Origin of the sequence: Mycobacterium kansasii ATCC 12478, assembly GCF_000157895.3 — a bacterium.
GTDB classification, from domain to species: Bacteria; Actinomycetota; Actinomycetes; order Mycobacteriales; family Mycobacteriaceae; genus Mycobacterium; species Mycobacterium kansasii.
In genome coordinates, this window is the sequence record NC_022663.1 from 6,025,270 (window position 1) to 6,045,533 (window position 20,264).

Annotated in this window: 15 protein-coding genes; 10 read left to right on the forward strand and 5 right to left on the reverse strand. The window is 63.1% G+C overall.

The features are described from left to right. Positions 1-177 precede the first annotated feature (177 nt). A complete protein-coding gene (locus MKAN_RS32330; RefSeq protein ID WP_023373441.1) occupies positions 178-1,086 on the reverse strand; it encodes a class I SAM-dependent methyltransferase in 909 nt (302 codons plus the stop codon). A gap of 138 nt (positions 1,087-1,224) precedes the next feature. On the opposite strand from MKAN_RS32330, the gene MKAN_RS26170 reads away from it, so the two are divergent. Beyond that, positions 1,225-1,410 carry a hypothetical protein gene (locus MKAN_RS26170; protein WP_023373443.1) on the forward strand — a complete coding sequence of 62 codons (186 nt, stop codon included), beginning with the start codon at positions 1,225-1,227 and terminating at the stop codon, positions 1,408-1,410. 8 nt (positions 1,411-1,418) lie between these two features. Beyond that, complete coding sequence (locus MKAN_RS26175) at positions 1,419-2,294, forward strand: glycosyltransferase family 2 protein (RefSeq protein ID WP_161940155.1); 876 nt, start codon at positions 1,419-1,421, stop codon at positions 2,292-2,294. 184 nt (positions 2,295-2,478) lie between these two features. Here the strand turns inward: MKAN_RS26175 and MKAN_RS26180 are convergent, their stop codons facing one another. Continuing rightward, the gene (locus tag MKAN_RS26180) at positions 2,479-3,348 is read right to left on the reverse strand and encodes an NAD-dependent epimerase/dehydratase family protein (RefSeq protein ID WP_129111746.1); all 870 of its coding nucleotides are present in this window, start codon (positions 3,346-3,348) and stop codon (positions 2,479-2,481) included. 47 nt (positions 3,349-3,395) lie between these two features. Next, positions 3,396-4,397, reverse strand: coding sequence for a glycosyltransferase (locus MKAN_RS26185; protein WP_023373450.1), 1,002 nt, complete (start codon positions 4,395-4,397; stop codon positions 3,396-3,398). Between the two features lie 399 nt (positions 4,398-4,796). On the opposite strand from MKAN_RS26185, the gene rfbF reads away from it, so the two are divergent. Genes rfbF through MKAN_RS26225 form a run of 8 tightly spaced genes read left to right on the forward strand, consistent with a single transcriptional unit; the run spans position 4,797 to position 12,570 of the window. Next, positions 4,797-5,570, forward strand: coding sequence for a glucose-1-phosphate cytidylyltransferase (gene rfbF, locus MKAN_RS26190; protein WP_023373452.1), 774 nt, complete (start codon positions 4,797-4,799; stop codon positions 5,568-5,570). Beyond that, positions 5,558-6,646 (forward strand): CDP-glucose 4,6-dehydratase, encoded by a 1,089-nt coding sequence (gene rfbG, locus MKAN_RS26195; RefSeq protein WP_023373454.1) that lies wholly within the window; start codon positions 5,558-5,560, stop codon positions 6,644-6,646. Before rfbF ends, rfbG begins: the two co-directional genes overlap by 13 nt. Continuing rightward, complete coding sequence (locus MKAN_RS26200; RefSeq protein ID WP_036395423.1) at positions 6,643-7,194, forward strand: dTDP-4-dehydrorhamnose 3,5-epimerase family protein; 552 nt, start codon at positions 6,643-6,645, stop codon at positions 7,192-7,194. The genes rfbG and MKAN_RS26200 overlap by 4 nt, the downstream gene beginning before the upstream one ends. A gap of 23 nt (positions 7,195-7,217) precedes the next feature. Beyond that, complete coding sequence (locus MKAN_RS26205; RefSeq protein ID WP_232336029.1) at positions 7,218-8,414, forward strand: class I SAM-dependent methyltransferase; 1,197 nt, start codon at positions 7,218-7,220, stop codon at positions 8,412-8,414. Next, the gene (locus MKAN_RS26210) at positions 8,411-9,520 is read left to right on the forward strand and encodes a DegT/DnrJ/EryC1/StrS family aminotransferase (protein ID WP_023373460.1); all 1,110 of its coding nucleotides are present in this window, start codon (positions 8,411-8,413) and stop codon (positions 9,518-9,520) included. The genes MKAN_RS26205 and MKAN_RS26210 overlap by 4 nt, the downstream gene beginning before the upstream one ends. Next, positions 9,513-10,547: an ATP-grasp domain-containing protein gene (locus tag MKAN_RS26215; protein WP_023373462.1), complete on the forward strand. Its 1,035-nt coding sequence runs from the start codon at positions 9,513-9,515 to the stop codon at positions 10,545-10,547. Before MKAN_RS26210 ends, MKAN_RS26215 begins: the two co-directional genes overlap by 8 nt. Continuing rightward, complete coding sequence (locus tag MKAN_RS26220; protein WP_023373464.1) at positions 10,544-11,797, forward strand: NAD-dependent epimerase/dehydratase family protein; 1,254 nt, start codon at positions 10,544-10,546, stop codon at positions 11,795-11,797. The genes MKAN_RS26215 and MKAN_RS26220 overlap by 4 nt, the downstream gene beginning before the upstream one ends. After that, positions 11,797-12,570, forward strand: a complete 774-nt coding sequence (locus MKAN_RS26225; RefSeq protein ID WP_023373466.1) for a TylF/MycF/NovP-related O-methyltransferase — start codon at positions 11,797-11,799, stop codon at positions 12,568-12,570. The genes MKAN_RS26220 and MKAN_RS26225 overlap by 1 nt, the downstream gene beginning before the upstream one ends. Positions 12,571-12,804: 234 nt before the next feature. Here the strand turns inward: MKAN_RS26225 and MKAN_RS26230 are convergent, their stop codons facing one another. Next, a complete protein-coding gene (locus MKAN_RS26230) occupies positions 12,805-13,461 on the reverse strand; it encodes a class I SAM-dependent methyltransferase (protein ID WP_023373468.1) in 657 nt (218 codons plus the stop codon). 56 nt (positions 13,462-13,517) lie between these two features. Then, positions 13,518-19,757, reverse strand: a complete 6,240-nt coding sequence (pks2, locus tag MKAN_RS26235) for a sulfolipid-1 biosynthesis phthioceranic/hydroxyphthioceranic acid synthase (protein WP_042314046.1) — start codon at positions 19,755-19,757, stop codon at positions 13,518-13,520. Positions 19,758-20,264 lie beyond the last annotated feature (507 nt).

Genomic DNA, 20,264 nt, shown 5'->3' on the forward strand with positions numbered 1-20,264 from the left:
CTAGGCGCGTCGGCGTCGACATGCATACGCCCTTCCCAGTCGATCATTCATGCCATGCAATCGCGTAAGCCAGACGGTTATCCCCAGCTGTGTCATTCCATCCCTCACCTTTTTGTCGGAGCGCTCCTCACAGCCAAACATGCGAAGTACCCCAGCACTCGACTTCAAGGAATCCGGTCACCCGGGGACGCGCCCAGCGAAGACGGTCTGGGCGCCGGTGCCGTCGTCGGCGACTTCGTAGACCTCGGGCTCGAAACCCGCCTCGCGCACGTAATCGACTATGTCGCGGCCGAATTCGGTGAACGCCAGCAAATCGGCCCCCACCGGAATGAACCGGTAAGCCCCGCTACCCCTACCGTGGTAGAGGGGCGGCATCAGGTGCACGATCTCGCCGCCATCGCCAACGCGGGCCCGTGCTTCCGTAGTCGCACGCGTCCAGACGACCGGCACCGTGAAGACATGACGTCCGCCAGGCCGTAGCACTCGCCGCGTCTCGGCCAGTGCGGTTCGGAAGTCGGGGACATGCTCCAGAGTGTCAGACGACAGGACGAGGTCGAAGGATGCATCGGGGTAGGTAAAGCGACACATATCTTCGTTACGGACGCCGTCAATCATCTCGCCCAGGCGCTCCGGCCCCCGGTAGGCGGAGAACGAAAGCCGCGGTAGTCGGCGCAACAAGGCATGCAGCGAGCCGAGTGAGCCGATCGTGTTTACTTCGGCGACGTCCAGAGCGCGAAACGCCGAATCCTCGATGAGTTCAGCGAACGACCCGCACCCGGGCGGACCGTAGAGAGCGATGAGGATTTCGGCGATCCGCCGCACTCTCAGGTTGCTGCAGCAGAGCCGGCAGAACATGCTCTCGCGCAAGATATTGGCCCGCGACACGGTGGGATCGGCCCAAAAGGCGTGCACGTCGTCCGGGATGGTCCAGGAATTGAAGGTAAACCTGGTATCGGCGCCGCAGACCACGCAGCGGCCCGCTTTGTCGGCGCGTCGGTCGCGCGGCGGGCGCAGGTTGAGCAGCACAGGTCGCCCCACTCGGGCTTTCACCGCCGCCGCCACGCTCACAGGGTTCAAAGTGATCATGACTCGCTCTCCATTATTAGTAAGCGATGTTTGCGGTGTAGACACATATTCGTACTATGTTGGACCACAATCGTGGACATGCTGGGCGATATGTGAGAAGCCTAGCGCCCGAGTAAGTTAGGAACTAAATTGCTGCCCATGACCGCGGTCCTTGCCCCGGCGTTGCCGGCGGTGGAGGATTTGCCGCCGGTTTTCATCTCGCTGTCACAACTGGTCATCGTCACCGCGACGGCCACGTACAGCTGGTCCACTCTTCGGGGCTCTTCGTTCCGCCGTGATTCGACCGAATGCCGACCCGCCGGGCAGCGGGAGACAGCGTCGTGACGCCATCGGTGTCGGTGGTCGTGCCGGTGTACAACGGCATCGCGACGATCGATGCAACGATGCAGTCGCTTTTGGCGCAGACATTCCGTGACTTCGAACTGCTGGTTTCGGACAATATGTCCACCGACGGCACCTGGGAGGCACTGCAGCGTTACGCCGTCGACCCCCGGGTCCGCTTGATCCGACATGCTTCCAACGTTGGACCAACGGTGAACTTCAAGACCGTGACCGACCTGGCCACTGGCGAATTCATCAAGGCAGTCTGTGCCGATGACGTGCTGTATCCGGACAACCTCGAGGTGCAGGTGGAGGAGCTGGCAGCTCACCCTTCAGCGGTGGTCGCCGTCAGTTCCAGAGATGTTATCGACGCCACGGGCAGGATCGTGCTTCGCAACCGCGGATTGGCCGGGCTCCGCGGTGAAATCGCCGGCCCTGACGCTATCCGGCGCAGCGTGCTCGCTGGCACCAACATTTTCGGCGAACCGCCATCGGCCTTGTTCAGGCGCGGGGCCTTTGTTGACGCCGGTGGATGGGACGTTCGCTTCCCCTTTCTCATGGATCTGGCGACTTACTGTGCGGTGCTACTTCATAGCAATGGCAGCCTTGTCGCAGTACCCCGGCCACTCTGGGCATTTCGAATCAGCGGTGCTCAGGCGAGTGTTGGAACGCAGATACAGTCCCAGGCCGGCGAGGTGATCGGGTTCTTTCGCGCGTTGGCAGCTGAGCACCCCGGGCTGCTCGGGCAGAGGTACCTGGCCGTCGGCAGCGCGCGAGCGCGTATGAACGCCCTCGGGCGCCACGTGGTGTACCGCTGGCTTGGGCGGCGGATGCACCCCGCGCCCCCTGCCGCAGACAGCCAGCACGATGCCAGCAAGACGGGTTAACGCCCTTGGGTGGAACCGAAATGGCATATCGTCCGTGAGCGCTGAGGAGGCGAACTTCTGCCCTTCCGTTGCCCATACACTTCGGAGGCGACGTGTCCCCGGTACCGGGGGAGCGAATGTGGCAGTCAGCGCGGCTCGAACACCGGTAGGTACTTACAGAGTCTTCGGCAGTCGGCTTGGCCTACTAGCACATTGCTTGTTGCCTTAGCACTGCCTCGTACACGCGCTTGACTGTCACGGGGAACGGCGTGATTGCCACGCTCTGGAATTCGCGCGGAAAGTCTGTGCAAAGCCTCAGGTCCCGAACGTGATAGCGCGAGGACGGGCTGGTCCCGAGTGCGATCCGGACGGAGCGATGTGCGACCTGCTGTACGGTCCGCAGGACGGTACAGACGGACACGGGTCGTTGAGATGAGATATTGCGCAGCACCGGCTCCGACGGCTGGTCGCGCACCACAGTCTCCACCAGCGCGCACACCATCGCAGCGGCATCATCGACGTACAAGTAGTCGCGCAGTGTCTCCATCGGCACGAAAACGTTCAACGATTGTCGCGTGACGGCGGCTCGACATAGCTGACTGACCAGACCCTGCTGTTTCGCAAGATTCTGACCGGGCCCGGCGAGGTTTGAGAACCGCCCGATGACGAGCGGGACGCAGCCTTGAAGCGTCATCCGCAGGATCTCCTCCTGAGCGAGCTTTGTCTCGCCGTAGGGACTCAGCGGCCGTGGCTTCGTCGACTCACTGAACGGGGGTTGAGTCGACCCGGCATAGACGCCGCCTGCTGAGGAGGAGAGGAAGAACGCGCCCTTACCGGCCGGCTGCATGTCCCGCAGCCTCGTGACGAAATGCGACATGATGCGCGTCTCCGCGGCGAGTTTGTCGGCCGTGGAACCGACGACGCCGCTGCCGGCGGCCCAGACAATCGACCAATCGTCGTTTTGGGCCGTTCGGATGAATCGCTTGAGATCGGCATCGAGCACCTCGACCGCCGCATCGTGGTCCTCCCACGGCACCGAAAGATGCATGAACGTCGGACCCATCGCCCGCGACACGGCGCTTCCGAGAAGTCCGCCGCGACCCACGATCCAGGTAAGCACGGTCAGTCCGCCGGATTGTCGAAGGTGTCACCGGGATCTCGCACGATGACGTACACAGGCTTGCCCATTGCCATAGTGGCTGAAGCGGCGATGTATTCGGCGATGATCCCCAGGGCGAACAAGGTGGCCCCGCCGACGACCAGCACCGCCACGAACACCGATGTCCACCCTTGCACGGTGATACCGCCGACCAACTTCTGGATCATGCTGTAGATCGCCACACCAAAACCGAGAAGGGCGAACAAAATGCCCATCATTGACACGAAACGCAGCGGCCGGGTACCCGAAGAGATGACGAGCCGCCAAAAATGCGACACCAGGCGACGCAGGGTATAGGCGCTTGCAGGCCGTCCTTCTTGGCGCATCATCACCGGACAGGTCGACGGGTTGGCGACAACCCAAGAAAGAGCGACATCCAAAAACACGCCCGCGCCGGCGTAGGCAGCGACACTTCGTCCGGCCTCACCGAGGATCAATCGGTAACTGTTGAATGCACTGGGCCCGTCAGACGACACCAAGACGTGCACAAACAACCACTTTGTTATCCGAGACGCCGTGTTGCGCAACACCCCATGCGGCGGTCGATTCCTCGGCGAGGCATACACGAGCTGGGTGCGGTCCCGGTAGGCCGTGTCAAGCAAGTCACCGATATAACCCGGGTCGTGCTGCCCGTCCTCGTCCATCGTGACGATCCAGTCCCCACCCGATGAGGTCATCCCCGCAAGTGTGGCCGGATGTTGTCCGAAGTTGCGAGACAGCCACACCGGGCGCACCCATTCGTCGTGGCCGGCCAACTCTCGAACGACTTCTTCGCTACCGCGAATGCCCCGGTCCCACACCAGGAGCACCTCGTCGACGCGGAACTCACGACCGTCCCGCGTTTGCTGAGTCGAACGCAGCTGCGCAAGCTCCTTCACCACGCCAGGCAAAGTCGCAGCTCCGTTGTAGACCGGGATCACAACGCTGACCGAATCCACACGGCCCAACTGACGGTCACCAGTCACGCGTCGCCTCCCCAACATACGGCTCCAGTGAAGTGACTGTACCGATGGATAAGCCGGAAAGTGATGCCAATTGTGGTTCTGCCTCGCGGTTCCGGGCCGTCGGAGTGGAGATGGCCCGAGTACACGGCGCGCGGCCCGCCTGATTACGGTCCCAGTGCCGGTCAGCAAGAGTAGACTCATGCGCTCGAAGGCGACCTGGAGTGCGAGGGCGCGAAGTATCCAACCGTTGGGGGTCTTTCTTTCTCATTCGTCAGCTTACCGGGACAAGTATTCAAACTCTACTGCCGATATATTGGCGTACACGACTGTCATATTGGAAGGTAGATTTAGTTGCTCTCAATTAACAGATCGGCCAAGAAATTGGTCGGTTTGGCATCATTCCTAACATAAGCGAGTCCAATGAAAGCCGTAATACTGGCCGGGGGCCTCGGTACTCGCCTGAGTGAGGAAACCACGATCCGCCCCAAACCTATGGTGGAGATCGGCGGGCGACCCATCCTGTGGCACATCATGAAACTCTACTCGCATCACGGTATTCGTGATTTTGTCGTTTGCTGTGGCTATAAGGGTTACGTCATCAAGGAGTATTTCGCCAACTATTTCCTGCATATGTCGGACGTGACTTTCGATATGTCACTCAACAAGATGGAAGTCCATCGGCACCACGCAGAACCGTGGCGGGTGACGCTGGTTGACACTGGCGACGAAACCATGACGGGTGGGCGCCTGAAGCGCGTGACTACCTATATCCAGGACGATGAGGCGTTTTGCTTCACCTACGGTGACGGACTCAGCGATGTGGATATCGGCGCGAGCGTTGAATTCCACCGTCAGCATGGGCGTCACGCCACGGTTACGGCGGTGCTTCCGCCGGGGCGCTATGGCGCCATCGAGTGCGAGGGCGACCGAGTCACGGGCTTCGCCGAAAAACCACGCGGCGATGGCGGCCTCATCAACGGCGGATTTTTCGTCCTGTCTCCCGCAGTACTCGATTACATTGACGGCGATCACGTCGCATGGGAAGGGCCCCCCTTGGCGCGTCTGGCTGCCGACGGCGAAATGATGGCCTTCGAGCATTCCGGCTTCTGGCAACCGATGGACACCCTTCGAGAGAAGAACCTGCTCGAAGAACTGTGGAGTAGCGGCAAAGCGCCGTGGAAATGCTGGCATTGAACGCATTCAGAACTGCTTATCGCGGGCGCCGGGTCCTCGTCACCGGCCACACGGGATTCAAGGGCAGCTGGTTGTGCCTATGGCTGCATGCCCTGGGTGCTGAGGTGACCGGGCTGGCTTTGGACCCATCGTCGAAGCCCAACCATTGGGACCTGTTGAAGCTGTCGATCAACGATCATCGCGTCGACATTCGTGATGAAGCCGCAGTCCGTGGGATTTTCGCCGCGGAAGGGCCGGAGATCGTGTTCCACTTGGCTGCCCAGCCGTTGGTCCGCCGGTCCTACCGCGAGCCTGTCGCCACTTGGGCGACCAACGTGATGGGCACGGTGCATGTACTCGAGGCTGCCCGAGCCACGCCAGATGTGCGTGCCGTGGTGGTCGTGACGACCGACAAGTGTTATGAGAATCGCGAATGGCCGTGGGCCTACCGAGAAAGAGATCGGCTGGGCGGCCACGACCCCTACAGCGCGTCCAAGGCCGGGGCCGAGTTGGCGGCGGCGAGCTACCGGACTGCCTTTCTGCAACACTCGTCGGCCTCGCTGATCGCAACCGCTCGGGGCGGCAACGTGATTGGTGGTGGCGACTGGTCTGAGGACCGGCTGATTCCCGACTTGGTGCGATCCGTCGTCGCCGACGAGCCACTGGTCATTCGCTCGCCACACGCCACGCGCCCTTGGCAACACGTACTCGATTGCCTCAGCGGGTACCTACTACTGGGCCGGCGGCTGCTGGCGGGCGACGACAGTTGCGCTGATGCTTGGAATTTCGGCCCCGATGAGAAAGGTAACCGTACGGTAGAGCAGGTGCTCCGAGACCTTGCTCGCACCTGGCCGAAGCTTCGGTGGCAACAGACAACCGATCCGCAGCCGCACGAGGCGGGCTTGCTGCAACTCGACAGTGCCAGGGCGAGAATGCATCTCGGGTGGCGTCCCGTCTGGGATCTTGAAAAAGCGATCCACCACACGGCCGACTGGTATCGCCATTGGCTCGAATTTGGTGAAGTGCGAAGCGCCGACCAACTGGACGCCTACATCGCCGATGCAGTCACTTCAGAGCTGACGTGGGCTACCGCATGAATATCCTCGACACCCCGATCTCCGATCTCAAGGTTGTTCAGACCCTGCCCCACCGTGATGCCCGCGGAGCGTTCGTCCGCCTCTTTTGCGCCAACGACCTTCAGTCTCTGCTGGGCCACCGCCAGATCGCGCAGATCAACCACTCCAGAACCAGCCATGCAGGGGCCGTGCGGGGGATGCATTTTCAGTATCCGCCGCATGCGGAAATGAAAATGGTCCGCTGCCTTAGTGGCCGGGTTTGGGACGTCGCGGTGGACCTGCGGTCCGGCTCTCCGACGTTTCTTCGGTGGCACGCCCAGGAACTGGCGCCAGACGACGCGCAGATGCTCGTCATCCCCGAGGGCTTCGCCCACGGGTTCCAGGTCTTGGAGCCGGACAGCGAATTGCTGTACCTCCACACGGCTTTCTATCACCCGCCTTCCGAGGGCGGCCTGCGCCATGATGATCCGCGGCTTGCCATCGCGTGGCCATTGCCGCCGCGAGATCTATCGCCTCGTGATCTGGCCCATCGGCTACTGGATGCTGATTTCACCGGGGTCGCGCCATGAAATGCCGGCACTGCGGGGCACCCGTGGAACACAGTTTCGTGGACCTGGGCTTTGCGCCACCGTCCAACGCCTACCTGCATGCCGAGGACCTGCGTCACCCGGAGGTGCACTACCCGCTGCGTGTGCTGGTGTGCCACCGGTGTTGGTTGGTGCAGACCGAGGACTACGCACGCCCTGAGGAACTGTTCAGCGCCGACTACGCCTACTTCTCCAGCACCTCGAGCACGTGGCTTGAGCACGCCGCCAGTTACGCGGACATGATCACCGAACGGCTACAACTGGGGTCCCAGAGCTTTGTCATCGAGGTGGCCTCAAACGATGGCTACCTACTAAAGAACTTCGTGGCAGCGGGGATCCCATGCCTAGGCATCGAGCCGACGACGAGCACGGCGGCTGCCGCCGAAGCACAGGGAATCCCAGTCAGGCGGGAATTCTTCGGGGAATCCTTGGGACATCGACTGGCCAGTGAAGGACGGTCGGCGGATCTGGTCGCGGGTAACAATGTGTACGCTCACGTGCCCGACATCAACGACTTCACCCGTGGACTGGCCGCCGTACTCAAGCCCGAAGGCAGCGTCACGCTGGAATTTCCCCATCTGATGCCGTTGATCGACCGGACTCAGTTCGACACCATCTATCACGAGCACTTCTCGTACCTGTCGCTCACGACTGTGGCGCATATCTTTGCCCAGGCCGGCTTGCGTGTGTGGGACGTGGAAGAATTGCCTACCCACGGCGGCAGCCTGCGAGTGTATGGCTGTCATGCTGGGGCAGCGAACTCCACCACGGACCGCGTGGGTTCGCTGCTCAGGCGGGAGGACGAGTTCGGATTGACCCGGCCCGACACCTACACGGCCTTCCAGTCGCGTGCGGATCGGGTGAAGGATGACCTCTTGGCCTTCCTCATCGAACAAAAACGTGCCGGCCGGCGCGTGGCGGCCTACGGTGCCGCGGCGAAAGGTAACACCTTGTTGAACTACGCAGGTGTCAGGCCCGACTTACTTCCGTACGTTTGTGATGCCGCGCAGTCCAAGCAGGGAAAATTCATGCCAGGAAGCCACATTCCCATCCGTTCGCCTGCGGTGCTGCGCGAGAATCCTCCAGACGACGTGATCATTTTGCCCTGGAACATCGCCCATGAGGTGCGGACCCAGTTGGCTGACCTTGTCCACAGCGGCACACGTTTCGTGACTGCGGTACCCGAATTGAGCTTCCTGTGAAGCCCCGCATCGCTTACACCAAGCCGTCGATCACCGAGCTCGAGGTGCGCTACGCCGCCGATGCCGCCGCCAACGGCTGGGGCGAGCGTTGCTACGAATACATCCAGCGCTTCGAAAGCGCCTTCAAGGCACATCTCGGGGTCAAGCACGCGATCGCGACGTCGAGTTGCACCGGTGCGCTGCACATGGGCATGGCTGCGCTCGGAATCGGCCCGGGCGACGAGGTCATCATGGCCGACACCAACTGGATCGCCACGGCCGCGCCCATCGTTCACCTCGGGGCGAAACCCATATTTGTCGACATCGTGCCGGAGAGTTGGTGCATCGACCCGGAGCTGGCCGAAGCCGCAATCACTCCGCGCACCAAGGCCATTGTCGCCGTGCACTTGTATGGCAATCTTTGCGAGATGGACCGTCTCCTGGCAGTAGGGCAGAAGCACGGTATCCCGGTAATCGAGGACGCAGCGGAGGCCATTGGTTCGATTTACCACGGAAAGCGTGCCGGTGCCATGGGGTGCTTTGGGACCTTTTCATTTCACGGCACCAAGACGATCACCACCGGTGAGGGCGGCATGTTCGTCACCAATGACGACAACCTGTACGAGGAAGTTCTTACGCTGAGCAACCACGGCCGCGCGCGCAGCCAGACCAAGCAGTTCTGGCCGGATGTGGTGGGCTTCAAGTACAAAATGTCGAACATCCAGGCAGCCATCGGTTGCGCACAGGTGGAGCGTATCGATGACCTGATTTCACGAAAGCGGGAGATATTTCGGGCTTACCAGGGTGGGTTGGCCGGCGTGCCGGGGGTATCGATGAACTCTGAGCCGACGGGGACCCAAAATGGATTCTGGATGCCGACTGTTGTATTCGAAGAGTCGACCGGGGTAACGACCGAGCGTCTTACTGCTACATTCGCGGCCGAAAATATTGATGCCCGGGTTTTCTTTCATCCGCTATCCACGACCCCTCCGTTTGCAGGATCGCCTGGAGGCAAATGGGCCGGCAATATTTCAGACCGTGCAATCAATGTTCCCAGTTTCCATGACATCACCGAAATCGAGCAGCGCCGAGTCGTGCAAGTTGTCCGGGAGATTTGCGTTGCATGAGAAGAGTCCGCGGGTGCTTATTGCCGGAATCGCGGGCGCCTCGCTTGGGACCGAGATCGCCAAGGCCCTCAACCATGCCGGAGGCTATGACATCCTGGGATGCGACATCTCCCCGCTCGCTTTCGGGCACTATGACGAGCGTTTCGCCTCGACCTTCCTCGTCGATCGCGAGGGCTATGCCCAAAATCTGCTCGACCTTTGCCTCCGCGAGCAGGTCGATTGCATCATCCCGGGCGGCGACGAGCCCGCGATCCTCATCGGCAGAGACCACGAGCTGTTCACCCGCGCCGGGATACGGCTCGGGCAAAACAACCCGCAGCTCACCGAGCGCCTTGCCCACAAAGGTCACTGCTTCGAGATCCTTGAGAGTGCCGGTGTCAGAACGCCGCGGACCCGAACGATGGACCCGGGGACCGACATAGGCGACTTCCCGATGCCGTGCATCGTGAAGCCGGCGGTGGCGAGCGGCGGCAGCGTGTTTGTGTTCTTTGTCAGGAGCCGCGAGGAAGCACGCCTGTACTGCACCTACCTACACAACAATGGCCGGACCCCGATACTTCAGGAATACCTGCCGGAGGACAGAGGCGAGTTCACGGTCGGCGTTCTTTCGTTGCCCGACGGCAGCTGCGCGGGGGCGATAGCCCTCAAGCGCGCGTTTCACAGCAAACTTTCCGTCTCTATGCGCGGCCCGGACTTCCTCATCTCGAGCGGATATAGCCAGGGTCTGATCGAAGATTTCCCAGCCATCTGCGAGACCGCCGAACTGATCGCCCGGCGCCTCGGCAGCACCGGCCCCTTGAACATCCAGGGGCGCGTCGCCGCCGACGGCACGTTCGTTCCCTTCGAAATCAATGCCCGGTTCTCGGCCAGCACTTACCTGAGGACACTCGCCGGTTTCAACGAGGTCGATTGGTACGTCCGACACCTCCTCGGCCTCGCGCCGCGGGGCGCACTCGGCATCACTCCGGGATGGTATTTGCGAACCCTGAGCGAGGTCGCCGTTCCGCTCTGGCAGGTCGTGAAATGATCCGATGGATCGTCGAAGGCCGACTGGGAACCGCGCCGGGTGACAGCATCGCGCGCGACTGCCCGTTCCACGTGGTCGATACGAGAGCCATGGTCGACAAGCGCGGCAACTCGGCTGACGATCTGCTCGACAAGATCCGCGAGGGCGTGGCGGAACTCGAGAATGGCGGCTCCGTCGTGGTCGTCTGTGATTTCGGCGTTTCTCGCAGCAACACGATCGCAGCCGGCATTTTAGCCGAATGGCGCGGCCTGGAATTCGATGTGGCGGTGGCTCAAGTCATCGCGACCACGGGAGAGCAGGCGGTCAAGCTTGAGATGGTCGACTCGCTGCGCGCGGCACTGCGGAAGTCTCCCGCGTCGGTCCGCCAGGACGGCATACTCATCACCGGCAGCAGCGGCTTTCTGGGTGCCGCGCTGCGCGACCGCCTCGCTGATTCGCATCGTGTCGTTGCACCCGACCGCGCCACGGTGGACCTGCTGGGTCCCGTGGTCCACCTTGACCGCTATTGCCGCGACAACGAGATAGGAAAGATCATTCATCTCGCCTACCCGCGGATCTACACCAACAACGACGCTATGGGTCACAGCTTGACTATGCTGCGCGGGATTCTCGACGTCTGCAAATCGCTCGGAATTCACCTTGTCCTGCCCTCAGGCGCAGTGGTGTTCTCGGCCTACAGGTCGAGCTCGATGATTGCTGACGTCAACACAACGATGCGTCCTCGGGGGGTATACGGCGAAACAAAATTTCTCGAAGAGGTCCTCGTTCAAAATGCGCGGGCCAACGGTGAAGTCAATTCCACCATCGTTCGAATCTCACCGACTTTCGGTCCGCAAAGCTTGCGGCCGCGCTTGATATGGTTCGCGTATCGGCGCCTGAAAGAAGGGCGGCCGATCGTGACCCACCGCTATCGCAACGGGTTACCTAGTCTGCAACTTCTCTACATTGATGACGCCATCGAGGGGCTTGCCTGCATCATCGAAAAGAAAGGAAACGCTCCGATCTACCATCTGGGTGGCGATTTCTCCCATGAACCGCGCGAAATCATCAACGAAATGGCCGAGATCCTCGGGTGCCATGCGGCGATCGAGGAGACCAGCATCGATGACGACATCGCGAACGTCTTCCTTGATTGGTCAGCGACGGAGACGGAATTCGGCTGGCGGCCGACGACCACCCTAAGTGACGGGCTGCGCCGCACACTTGCGTGCGCCGCTGCTCCCGAAATTCAGTCCGGAAAAGGTGAGTAATGGATAACCGTTTTTCGATGCTCGACGCGCGCACACAAACTTCCGCGGACGAGCAATACGCTACTAAGGTTCAGGAATTCTTTAGCGCCGGCGAAGGTGACATACTCGCCAAACTGAAGAACTTCGCGAAGTTTGTTCCGCGGCAGACAATGGCGACGTTCCTGGCGAAGAACGAGATTTTCAAGCAAATCGTGGACGTTCACGGCCATATCATCGAGTGTGGCGTCTTCATGGGGGGCGGCTTGATGACGTGGGCGCAGCTCTCGGCGATCTACGAGCCCTACAATCACACACGACGAATCGTGGGGTTCGACACCTTCGCCGGCTTTCCCAGCCTTGCCGATCAGGATGCGACAGCCGCGGACGCAACTCTGTCATTTGCCAAGGTCGGTGGCTTGGCGGTTCAAGGCATCGAGGACGACATTCGGCACGCTGTGTCGCTGTACGATCTCAATCGCCCGCTGGGGCATATCGACCGCGTGGAACTCGTCAAGGGGGACGCCCAACAGACGATCCCTGCCTACTTGGAAGACAATCAGCACACGGTGGTCGCGCTTCTCTACCTCGACTTTGATCTGTTCGAACCGACTTTGGCGGCGATCAGGACTTTCCTGCCCAGAATGCCCAAAGGCGCCGTACTCGCCTTCGACGAACTCAACCAGAAATATTGGCCCGGCGAGACCCTTGCCGTACTGGAGTCGGCCGGCATCAGGAATCTTCGTATCAGGAGATTTCCTTTTACGCCGCAAATTTCCTACGCGGTGCTGGACTGACGCGTGAACGCGGCATGGTAGGCAGGCGAAGCCTGGAAGTCGGCCTCACCCCGCCGCCGGCCCGCCGATATCAAATCACCAAACCGGCGGAGCACCGTCACACCTCACCGAGCACCGGTGCCAGCGTCTTACCTGCCGGTATTCCCAACAAGACCGCCACAACGTCGGTGCGGTACCTGTGCTGCCCGTACTTGCGAGGCCTATGTGACCATGGGCGCTCGTGCATTCCGGCCTTCACCCTGCCGGTGTAGCCACGCACGCGTACTGCAGAAACACCCCGTCGGCGAAGTACCCCCCGCTCAACACGATGAACAGCGCACCAAAGGGCCCCAGGAAAGGGTTGATACCTTTGATGCGCTGGACGGCGTAGCCCGCGTCCTCGAACATCCGCACGATGCTGCTGCGCGTGAAGAAACGCAAGTGGGTGCGGTCGAAGATGCCAAAGTCCTCCTGCGGGAAGTCTCTTCGGAACACCACCTTGCCCAGCGCGGGCAGGTAGCGGATGTTGGGGATCGACGCGACAACGACGCCTTGAGGCTTGAGTTTGCCCCGCAGCTGCGTCAGTGTCTCGAGTGGATTGACCAGATGCTCCAAGACGTCGTTACAGACGATCGCGTCGAAGTAGCCGTCAGGCAGCTCGGCGATCCGCTCATTCGCGTCCCCGGCCAGGACATGGTCAAGGACGTCGCCGGCGCGCCGGGCCGCTTCCTCGTTGTACTCGATGCCCCAGACCTCCGCGCCCCTGCCATTCTTGAGTTGGGCGCTGAAGGCTCCCTGGCCGCAGCCGAGTTCGAGCACGCGTTGCGCATCAGCCGGGACGAACTTCAGCATTCCCGGCCGTTTGTGGCCGTAGTACTCGGTGACGCTTTTCGATTCCGGCAAGATTCGCATTACTCAGCCACCTCGCAAGGACGAACTACCCTGGGCCGCAGCTCTTCTCGGCGACGTCACGAAGACGTGGTGGCTTCTTCCGGAGCCAACTGGTTGAACAGGTGATCGGCCAAACCCCGCACCGTGGTGATGTCGGTGGAGCTGATCCGTATCCCCGTTTCGGACTGGACGCGGGTGCGCAGTTCCAGGTTGCCCAGCGAGTCGAGTCCGTACTCGGAGAGTTGACGGTCCGGATCGATGGTGCGCCGCAGGATCAGGCTGACCTGCTCGGAGACCAGGCGCCGCAGCAGGCCCGGCCATTCGTCCACCGGCACCGAAGCCAGCTCGTTGCGGAATTTGCTTGAACCCGAGCGTCCTTGCTCCGATGCCTTGAATGCCTCGGCGAACTTGCTCCGCTCCGCGAAAGCGGCCAGCCACGGCACCCCGACGGTCGGGGAGTAGCCGGTGTAGGCGCGGTCGTGGCGGAGCATCGCCTCGAACGCGTAGGCACCCTCCTCCGGGGCGATCGCGGCGTCGGTGCTCTCCGCCAGCGCGATGGCGCGCCCGATCTCGGCCCAGGCACCCCAGGCGATCGAGGTGGCTGGCAGACCTTGCAACTGTCGCCAATGTGTGAAGGCATCCAACCAGCTGTTGGCCGCGGCATAGGCGCCCTGGCCCGGCGAGCCCAGCATCGCCGCCGCTGACGAGAACGAGCAGAACCAGTCCAGTGGCTGACCGACGGTGGCCTGGTGCAGATGCCAGGCGCCGTACACCTTGGGCGCCCAGTCCCGGTCGAGTAACTCGTCGCTGATGTTGGTCAGTGTGGCGTCCTCGACCACGGCAGCCGCGTGGAGCACACCGCGCAACGGGAGTCCGGTGGCCGTGGCATTGGCCACCAGCCGCTCCGCGGCGCCGGCCTGGGCGATATCGGCGCACTCCACCACGACATCGGATCCGATCGAGCGGATGAGTTCGATTGTCTCCAAGGCCTTTTGGCTGGGAGCGGACCGGGAGCTGAGTACGATTCGCCCGGCGCCGGCGGTGGCCATCTTCTCGGCCAGGAAGAGCCCCAGGCCACCCAGGCCACCGGTGATGATGTAGGAGCCGTCGCCACGGAAGACGGGTACCTGCTGGGGCGGCAACACCACACTGCTGCTCCCGGCACGCGGGATGTCGAGGATGAGCTTGCCGGTGTGGTCGGCGGCACCCATCACCCGGATCGCGGTGGCAGCATCGGCCAACGGATAATGGGTGCTCTCAGGCATCGGCAGCGTGCCGTCGGCGGTCAGCCGGTACACGGTGCTCAACAGCTCGCGGATGTACTGCGGATGAGTGAGCGACATCATCCCCAGGTCGACACCGTAGAAGGACAGGTTGCGCCGGAACGGGAAGAGGCCCATCTTGGTGTCGCCGTAGATGTCACGCTTGCCGATCTCGACGAAACGCCCACCCCACGAAAGCAATTCCAGCCCGGCTCGCTGCGCCGCACCGGTCAGCGAGTTGAGCACGATGTCGACGCCGTAGCCGTCGGTGTCGCGGCGGATCTGCTCGGCGAAGTCGATGCTGCGTGAGTCGTAGACGTGGTCAATCCCCATGTCGCTCAGCAATTGCCGGCGCTTGGGGCTGCCCGCGGTGGCGTAGATCTCGGCACCGGCCGCACGGGCGATCGCGATCGCGGCCTGGCCCACCCCGCCGGTGCCGGAGTGGATGAGCACCTTGTCACCGGCTTTGATCCGGGCCAGGTCATGCAGCCCGTACCAGGCGGTGGCGTGCGCGGTGGTCACCGCCGCGGCCTGGGCGTCCGTCAGTCCCTGCGGAATCGGTGTCGCCAAGTTCGCGTCGCAGGTGACGAAAGTCGCCCAGCAGCCGTGGGGTGACATGCCGCCGACGTGATCACCCACCTTGTGCGTCGTGACGTCGGGCCCGACGGCGGTGACCACGCCCGCGAAATCGGTTCCCAGCTCCGGCATCCGGCCGTCCGGGGAGTTGTATCGACCGAAGGTGACCAGAACATCGGCGAAGTTGATGCTGGAGGCGGTGACGGCGACTTCGATTTCGCCGGGCCCCGGCGTAACCCGGTCGAAGGCAACGAATTCCATGGTCTGTAGATCACCAGGGGTACGGATCTGCAGGCGCATGCCGGCGGATTCGTGATTCACCACAGTCGTCTTGCGCTCTTCGGGAAGCAACGGCGCGGGCGACAAGCGTGCGGTGTGCCACTCGTCGTTGCGCCAGGCGGTCTCGTCTTCTTCCGAGCCGGACAGCAGTTGGCGCGCGATGTGCTCGGCCTGGGTGTGCTCGTCGACATCGATGTGGGTGGTGTGCAGGTGCGGATGCTCGGCACCGACGACCCGCAGCAGACCTCGCAGCCCGGCCTGCTCGAGGTTGGGGCTGTCTGCGGCGAGCACGGTCTGCGCGTTACGCGTCACCACGTGCAAGCGAGGTGCCTCGCCCATGATTTCCGGTAGCTCGCGAGTGATGCGCACCAGGTGCCGGACGCACTCGACGCCGCGGACCGCGCTCTTCTCGTCGCGGTCGCCGTTGTCCGGCGCGGTCAGGATGACCACATTGTGAAAACCGCCGGCATTGAGCTGGTTTCGCAGCCGTTCGGCGGCCCCGGCATGGTCGGTGTGTTCCGGCCAGCTCATGGTTGCGCACTGCGCGCCGTGCGACTTCAACGAGTCGGTCAGCTCGGTCGCCAATAGGTCCGCAACGTCGGTGGTGCTGACCAGCAGCCATGTTCCGGCGTCGGCGAAGTCCAGTTCGGGCAGCTCACGCTGCTGCCATTCGATGCTCAGCAGCCGCTCGCCGAGTACGCGATCCCGGTTGCCTAGCTCGGAAACCCCTGTGCCAAGCCGTAACCCACGCACGGCCACCAGCACGGTCCCGTGCTCGTCGAGCACGTCGAGGTCCGCGTCAACCCCGGCGGCGTCGACGTTTGTCACCCGCGCATAGCAGTAATGGGCATTACGGGTGGAGCCGTAGGCACGGATCCGTCCTACACCCAATGGCAACATCAAACCGCCGTTGCCCGCGACCTGCACGTCGGGATGAGCGCCGACAGCCTGGAAACAGGCATCCAACAGGGCGGGGTGGATCGCATAAGCCCGCTGCTGTGACCGCATCGCGCCGGGCAGCGAGACCTCGGCCAGCACCGTGCTGACGGCCCCGTCCGCAATGTGCGCGGCGCCCAGTCCGGTGAAGGCGGGACCGTATTGCACGCCGTGCTCGTCGAACCGTTCCCGTAGCTCGGTCCCCTCCTCGGTGCGCAGGTGGCTGGCCAACAAGCCGGGGACATCGTAGGCGGGTGGCTGGTCCTCGTCTTCGGCGACGTGCAGCACCGCCGCGCCGCGCCGGATCGACCCGCCCTCCTGGAAGGTCTCCACCACGAAGTCGACGACCCCGGGCGATTTCACCGATCCGACCACCGACAACGGGGTTTCTTCGTCCAGCAGCAGCATCTGCTCGAAGCGCATGTCGCGGACTTCGGATACCTCGCCGAGGATGGTGCGGGCTGCCGCCAACGCCATCTCGCAATACGCAGCGCCCGGAAGCGCTGGGGCACTGTGGATTTGGTGATCAGCCAACCAGGGCAGTGCCTCGGTGCCGACATCGGTCTGCCACACGTGCCGCTCCGGCTCCTCCGGCAGCCGCACATGTGAGCCCAGCAGCGGGTGCACGACCACCGACGAGCCGCCTTGGCCCTGGTGGTCGTGCCCGGCGCGGTTCAACAGCAACGATCGGTGCGTCCACGTCGGCAGCGGCGCTTCCACCAGCTGCCCGGCGGGGTAGAAAACGGAGAAGTCCACCGCGGCTCCGGCGCTATGCAGATCCGCCAGCAGGCCGCGCAGCCCGTGCGGCAGCGGCTGTTCGCGCCGCATGCCGGCCAATGCCGCCACCGGTATGTCGAGGCTCTCGGCAGTCTTTTCGACGGCACGGGTCAGCAGTGGATGCGGCGCCAATTCGGCGAAGACCCGGTAGCCGTCCTCGAGCGCCGCTTGCACCGCCGCGCCGAAGCGCACCGTGTGGCGCAGATTGTCCACCCAGTAGTTGGCGTCGCAGTACGGCTCCTCGCGGGGGTCGAACAGCGTCGCGGAATAGTAGGGCACCTCCGGTGCCAGCGGCTCGAGGTCGGCCAGAATCTCGTACAGATCGTCGAGGATCGGGTCCACTTGCGGCGAGTGCGACGCGACGTCGACGGCCACCTCACGGGCCATCACCTCGCGCTGCTCCCATGCCGCGACGAGCTCGCGAACGGCCTCGGTGGCGCCGCCGATCACCGTGGACTGCGGCGAAGCCACGACCGCGACCACGACGTCGTTGACGCCGCGGGCCATCAGTTCCGAAAGCACTTGCTGGGCAGGCAGTTCCACCGATGCCATGGCTCCGGAACCGGAGATGCGGGTCATCAGCCGGGAACGGCGACAGATGACCTTCGCCCCGTCTTGAAGTGACAGCGCGCCCGCCGCGACGGCCGCCGCCGATTCTCCGAGGGAGTGCCCGATGACCGCGCCGGGGCGAACCCCGTAGGACTTCATGGTGGCGGCCAGCGCCACCTGCATAGCGAACAGAGTCGGCTGTACCCTGTCGATCCCGGTCACGGTCTCCGGTGCGGTCATAGCTTCGGTCACCGAGAACCCGGACTCCCGGGCGATCAGCGGCTCCAGTTCCGCTATGGTTGCGGCGAATACGGGTTCGTTGGCGAGCAGGTCGGCGCCCATCGCCGCCCACTGCGAGCCTTGGCCGGAGAACACCCAAACCGGGCCCAGGTCGTCCTGCCCGACGGCGGCTTGGTAGGGAGTCTCGTCGCCGGCAATCTCGCGTAACGCCACGGAAAGTTCCGCCGCGTTGTTGGCTAGCACCGACGTCCGCACCGGGCGATGAGTGCGCCGCCGGGCCAGGGTGTAGGCCAGGTCCGACACCGACCATGCCGGGCCCTGCGCATCGACCCAGTCCGCGAGCCGCCCGGCCGTCTGCCGCAATGCGTCGGCTGACGTCGCCGAGAGCGGGAAGATCAGCTCGCCTTCAGTCGGGGTGGTCGGTACGTCGTCGTGAGCAGTGATTTCGGGCGCCTGCTCGACGATGGCGTGCACGTTCGTCCCGGATATTCCGTACGACGATACCGCCGCCCGTCGTACCTGCTCACCGTTCGTAGGCCACGGCGTGATCTCCTGTGGCACAAAGAGTTTGGTGCTGATTCGGGCCATATCGTCCGGCAGGCAGGTGAAGTGCAGGTTCCGCGGAATCACACCGTGCTGCAGGGCGAGAATTGCCTTCATCAGCCCGAGCGCCCCGGCCGCCGCTTGGGTGTGTCCGAAATTGGGCTTTGCCGATGTCAGCGCGCAGGGCCGGTCGATGCCGTACACCTCGGCCAGACTCTCGTATTCGATGGGGTCGCCGACGGGGGTGCCGGTGCCGTGCGCCTCCACCAACCCGACGCTGCCCGGCTCCACTCCCGCCGCGGCCAGCGCCGCGCGATACACCATGGACTGGGCCTGCACCGACGGTGTCGCGATGCTGACCGTGTGGCCGTCCTGGTTGGCTGCCGTTCCGCGCACGACGGCCAGGACCCGATCGCCGTCGCGCAGTGCGTCCGGCAACCGCTTGAGCAACAGCACCACCGAGCCCTCGCCGGACACGAACCCGTCCGCCGCAGCGTCGAATGCGTGGCAATGTCCGGTGGGCGACAACATATTCTGCGCCGACGCCGAGGCGAACCTGCGCGGCTCCATCATCACGTAGACACCGGCCGCGAAGGCCAGATCGCTTTCGCCGTCGCTGAGGCTGCGGCAGGCCAGGTGGGTTGCGAACAAGCTGGACGAGCATGCGGTGTCCACCGTGACCGCGGGCCCGTGCAACCGCAGAGCATAGGAAATCCGTCCCGACGCAAAGCAGGAATTGGTTCCGGTGTTGCCGTACGGCCCGTCGAAGGCCTCCGCGTCGATGTGCACAAACTGGTAGTCGCCGTGATTGAGACCGACGAAGACGCCGGTGAGGGACTCGGCCATCTTTTCCGGTGTCAGACCGGCGTGTTCCATGGCCTCCCATGCGGTTTCCAGAAGCAAGCGGTGTTGCGGGTCGATCGCCGTTGCCTCTTTTTCGGTGATCCCGAAGAACTCGGGATCGAAGTCGCCGACGTTGTCGAGGAACGAACCCCACTTGCAGACGGTCCGGCCGGGCACGCCGGGCTCGGGGTCGTAGTATTCGTCAGCGTCCCAGCGGTCAGCGGGAACCTCGGTGACTGTGTCGTCTCCTCGTAACAACGCCTCCCACAGCTTTTTCGGGGAGTCGACTCCTCCGGGAAGCCGGCATGCCATCCCGATCACAGCCACCGGAGTCACACCTGGTTCGATCACCGCCGTCACCTCTTCTTTTCCCCCTGTCTCAAGGAGACTTCATCGAATGTCGATCCGGGCTGTCGGTGCCGGCGCATCGTGCACCGCGCCATGATCCCCCTGATCGCATCCGACCCAACTAGTCAGGTGAACAGCAGCGTAGCCCCTCAGCTTCACCAATGTGGGAAAACTGTGCGTACGTACAAAAAAATCTGTCGAATAAGGGCGAAAGGGCAGGTCGACGGCTTAAGAGTGGCCCCGGATGTCCGCAAAAAGCAGTATGCGGGCGCTTTGCTCGGCTCGCCTCCAGAGCACCCGCTTGACGACTATATATATGCGCCATAAATGCGCCCAACACCGCGGCGGGCCGCCGGCGTGTTGCATACAAACCGAGAGCCATGGGGGTGGCAGAAATTATGGCCTGAGCGCTACCGGGGCGCCGAGCCGGTGGGCCCAGCGCGGCCGGCCCGGCGGCGGATAATCCGCGTG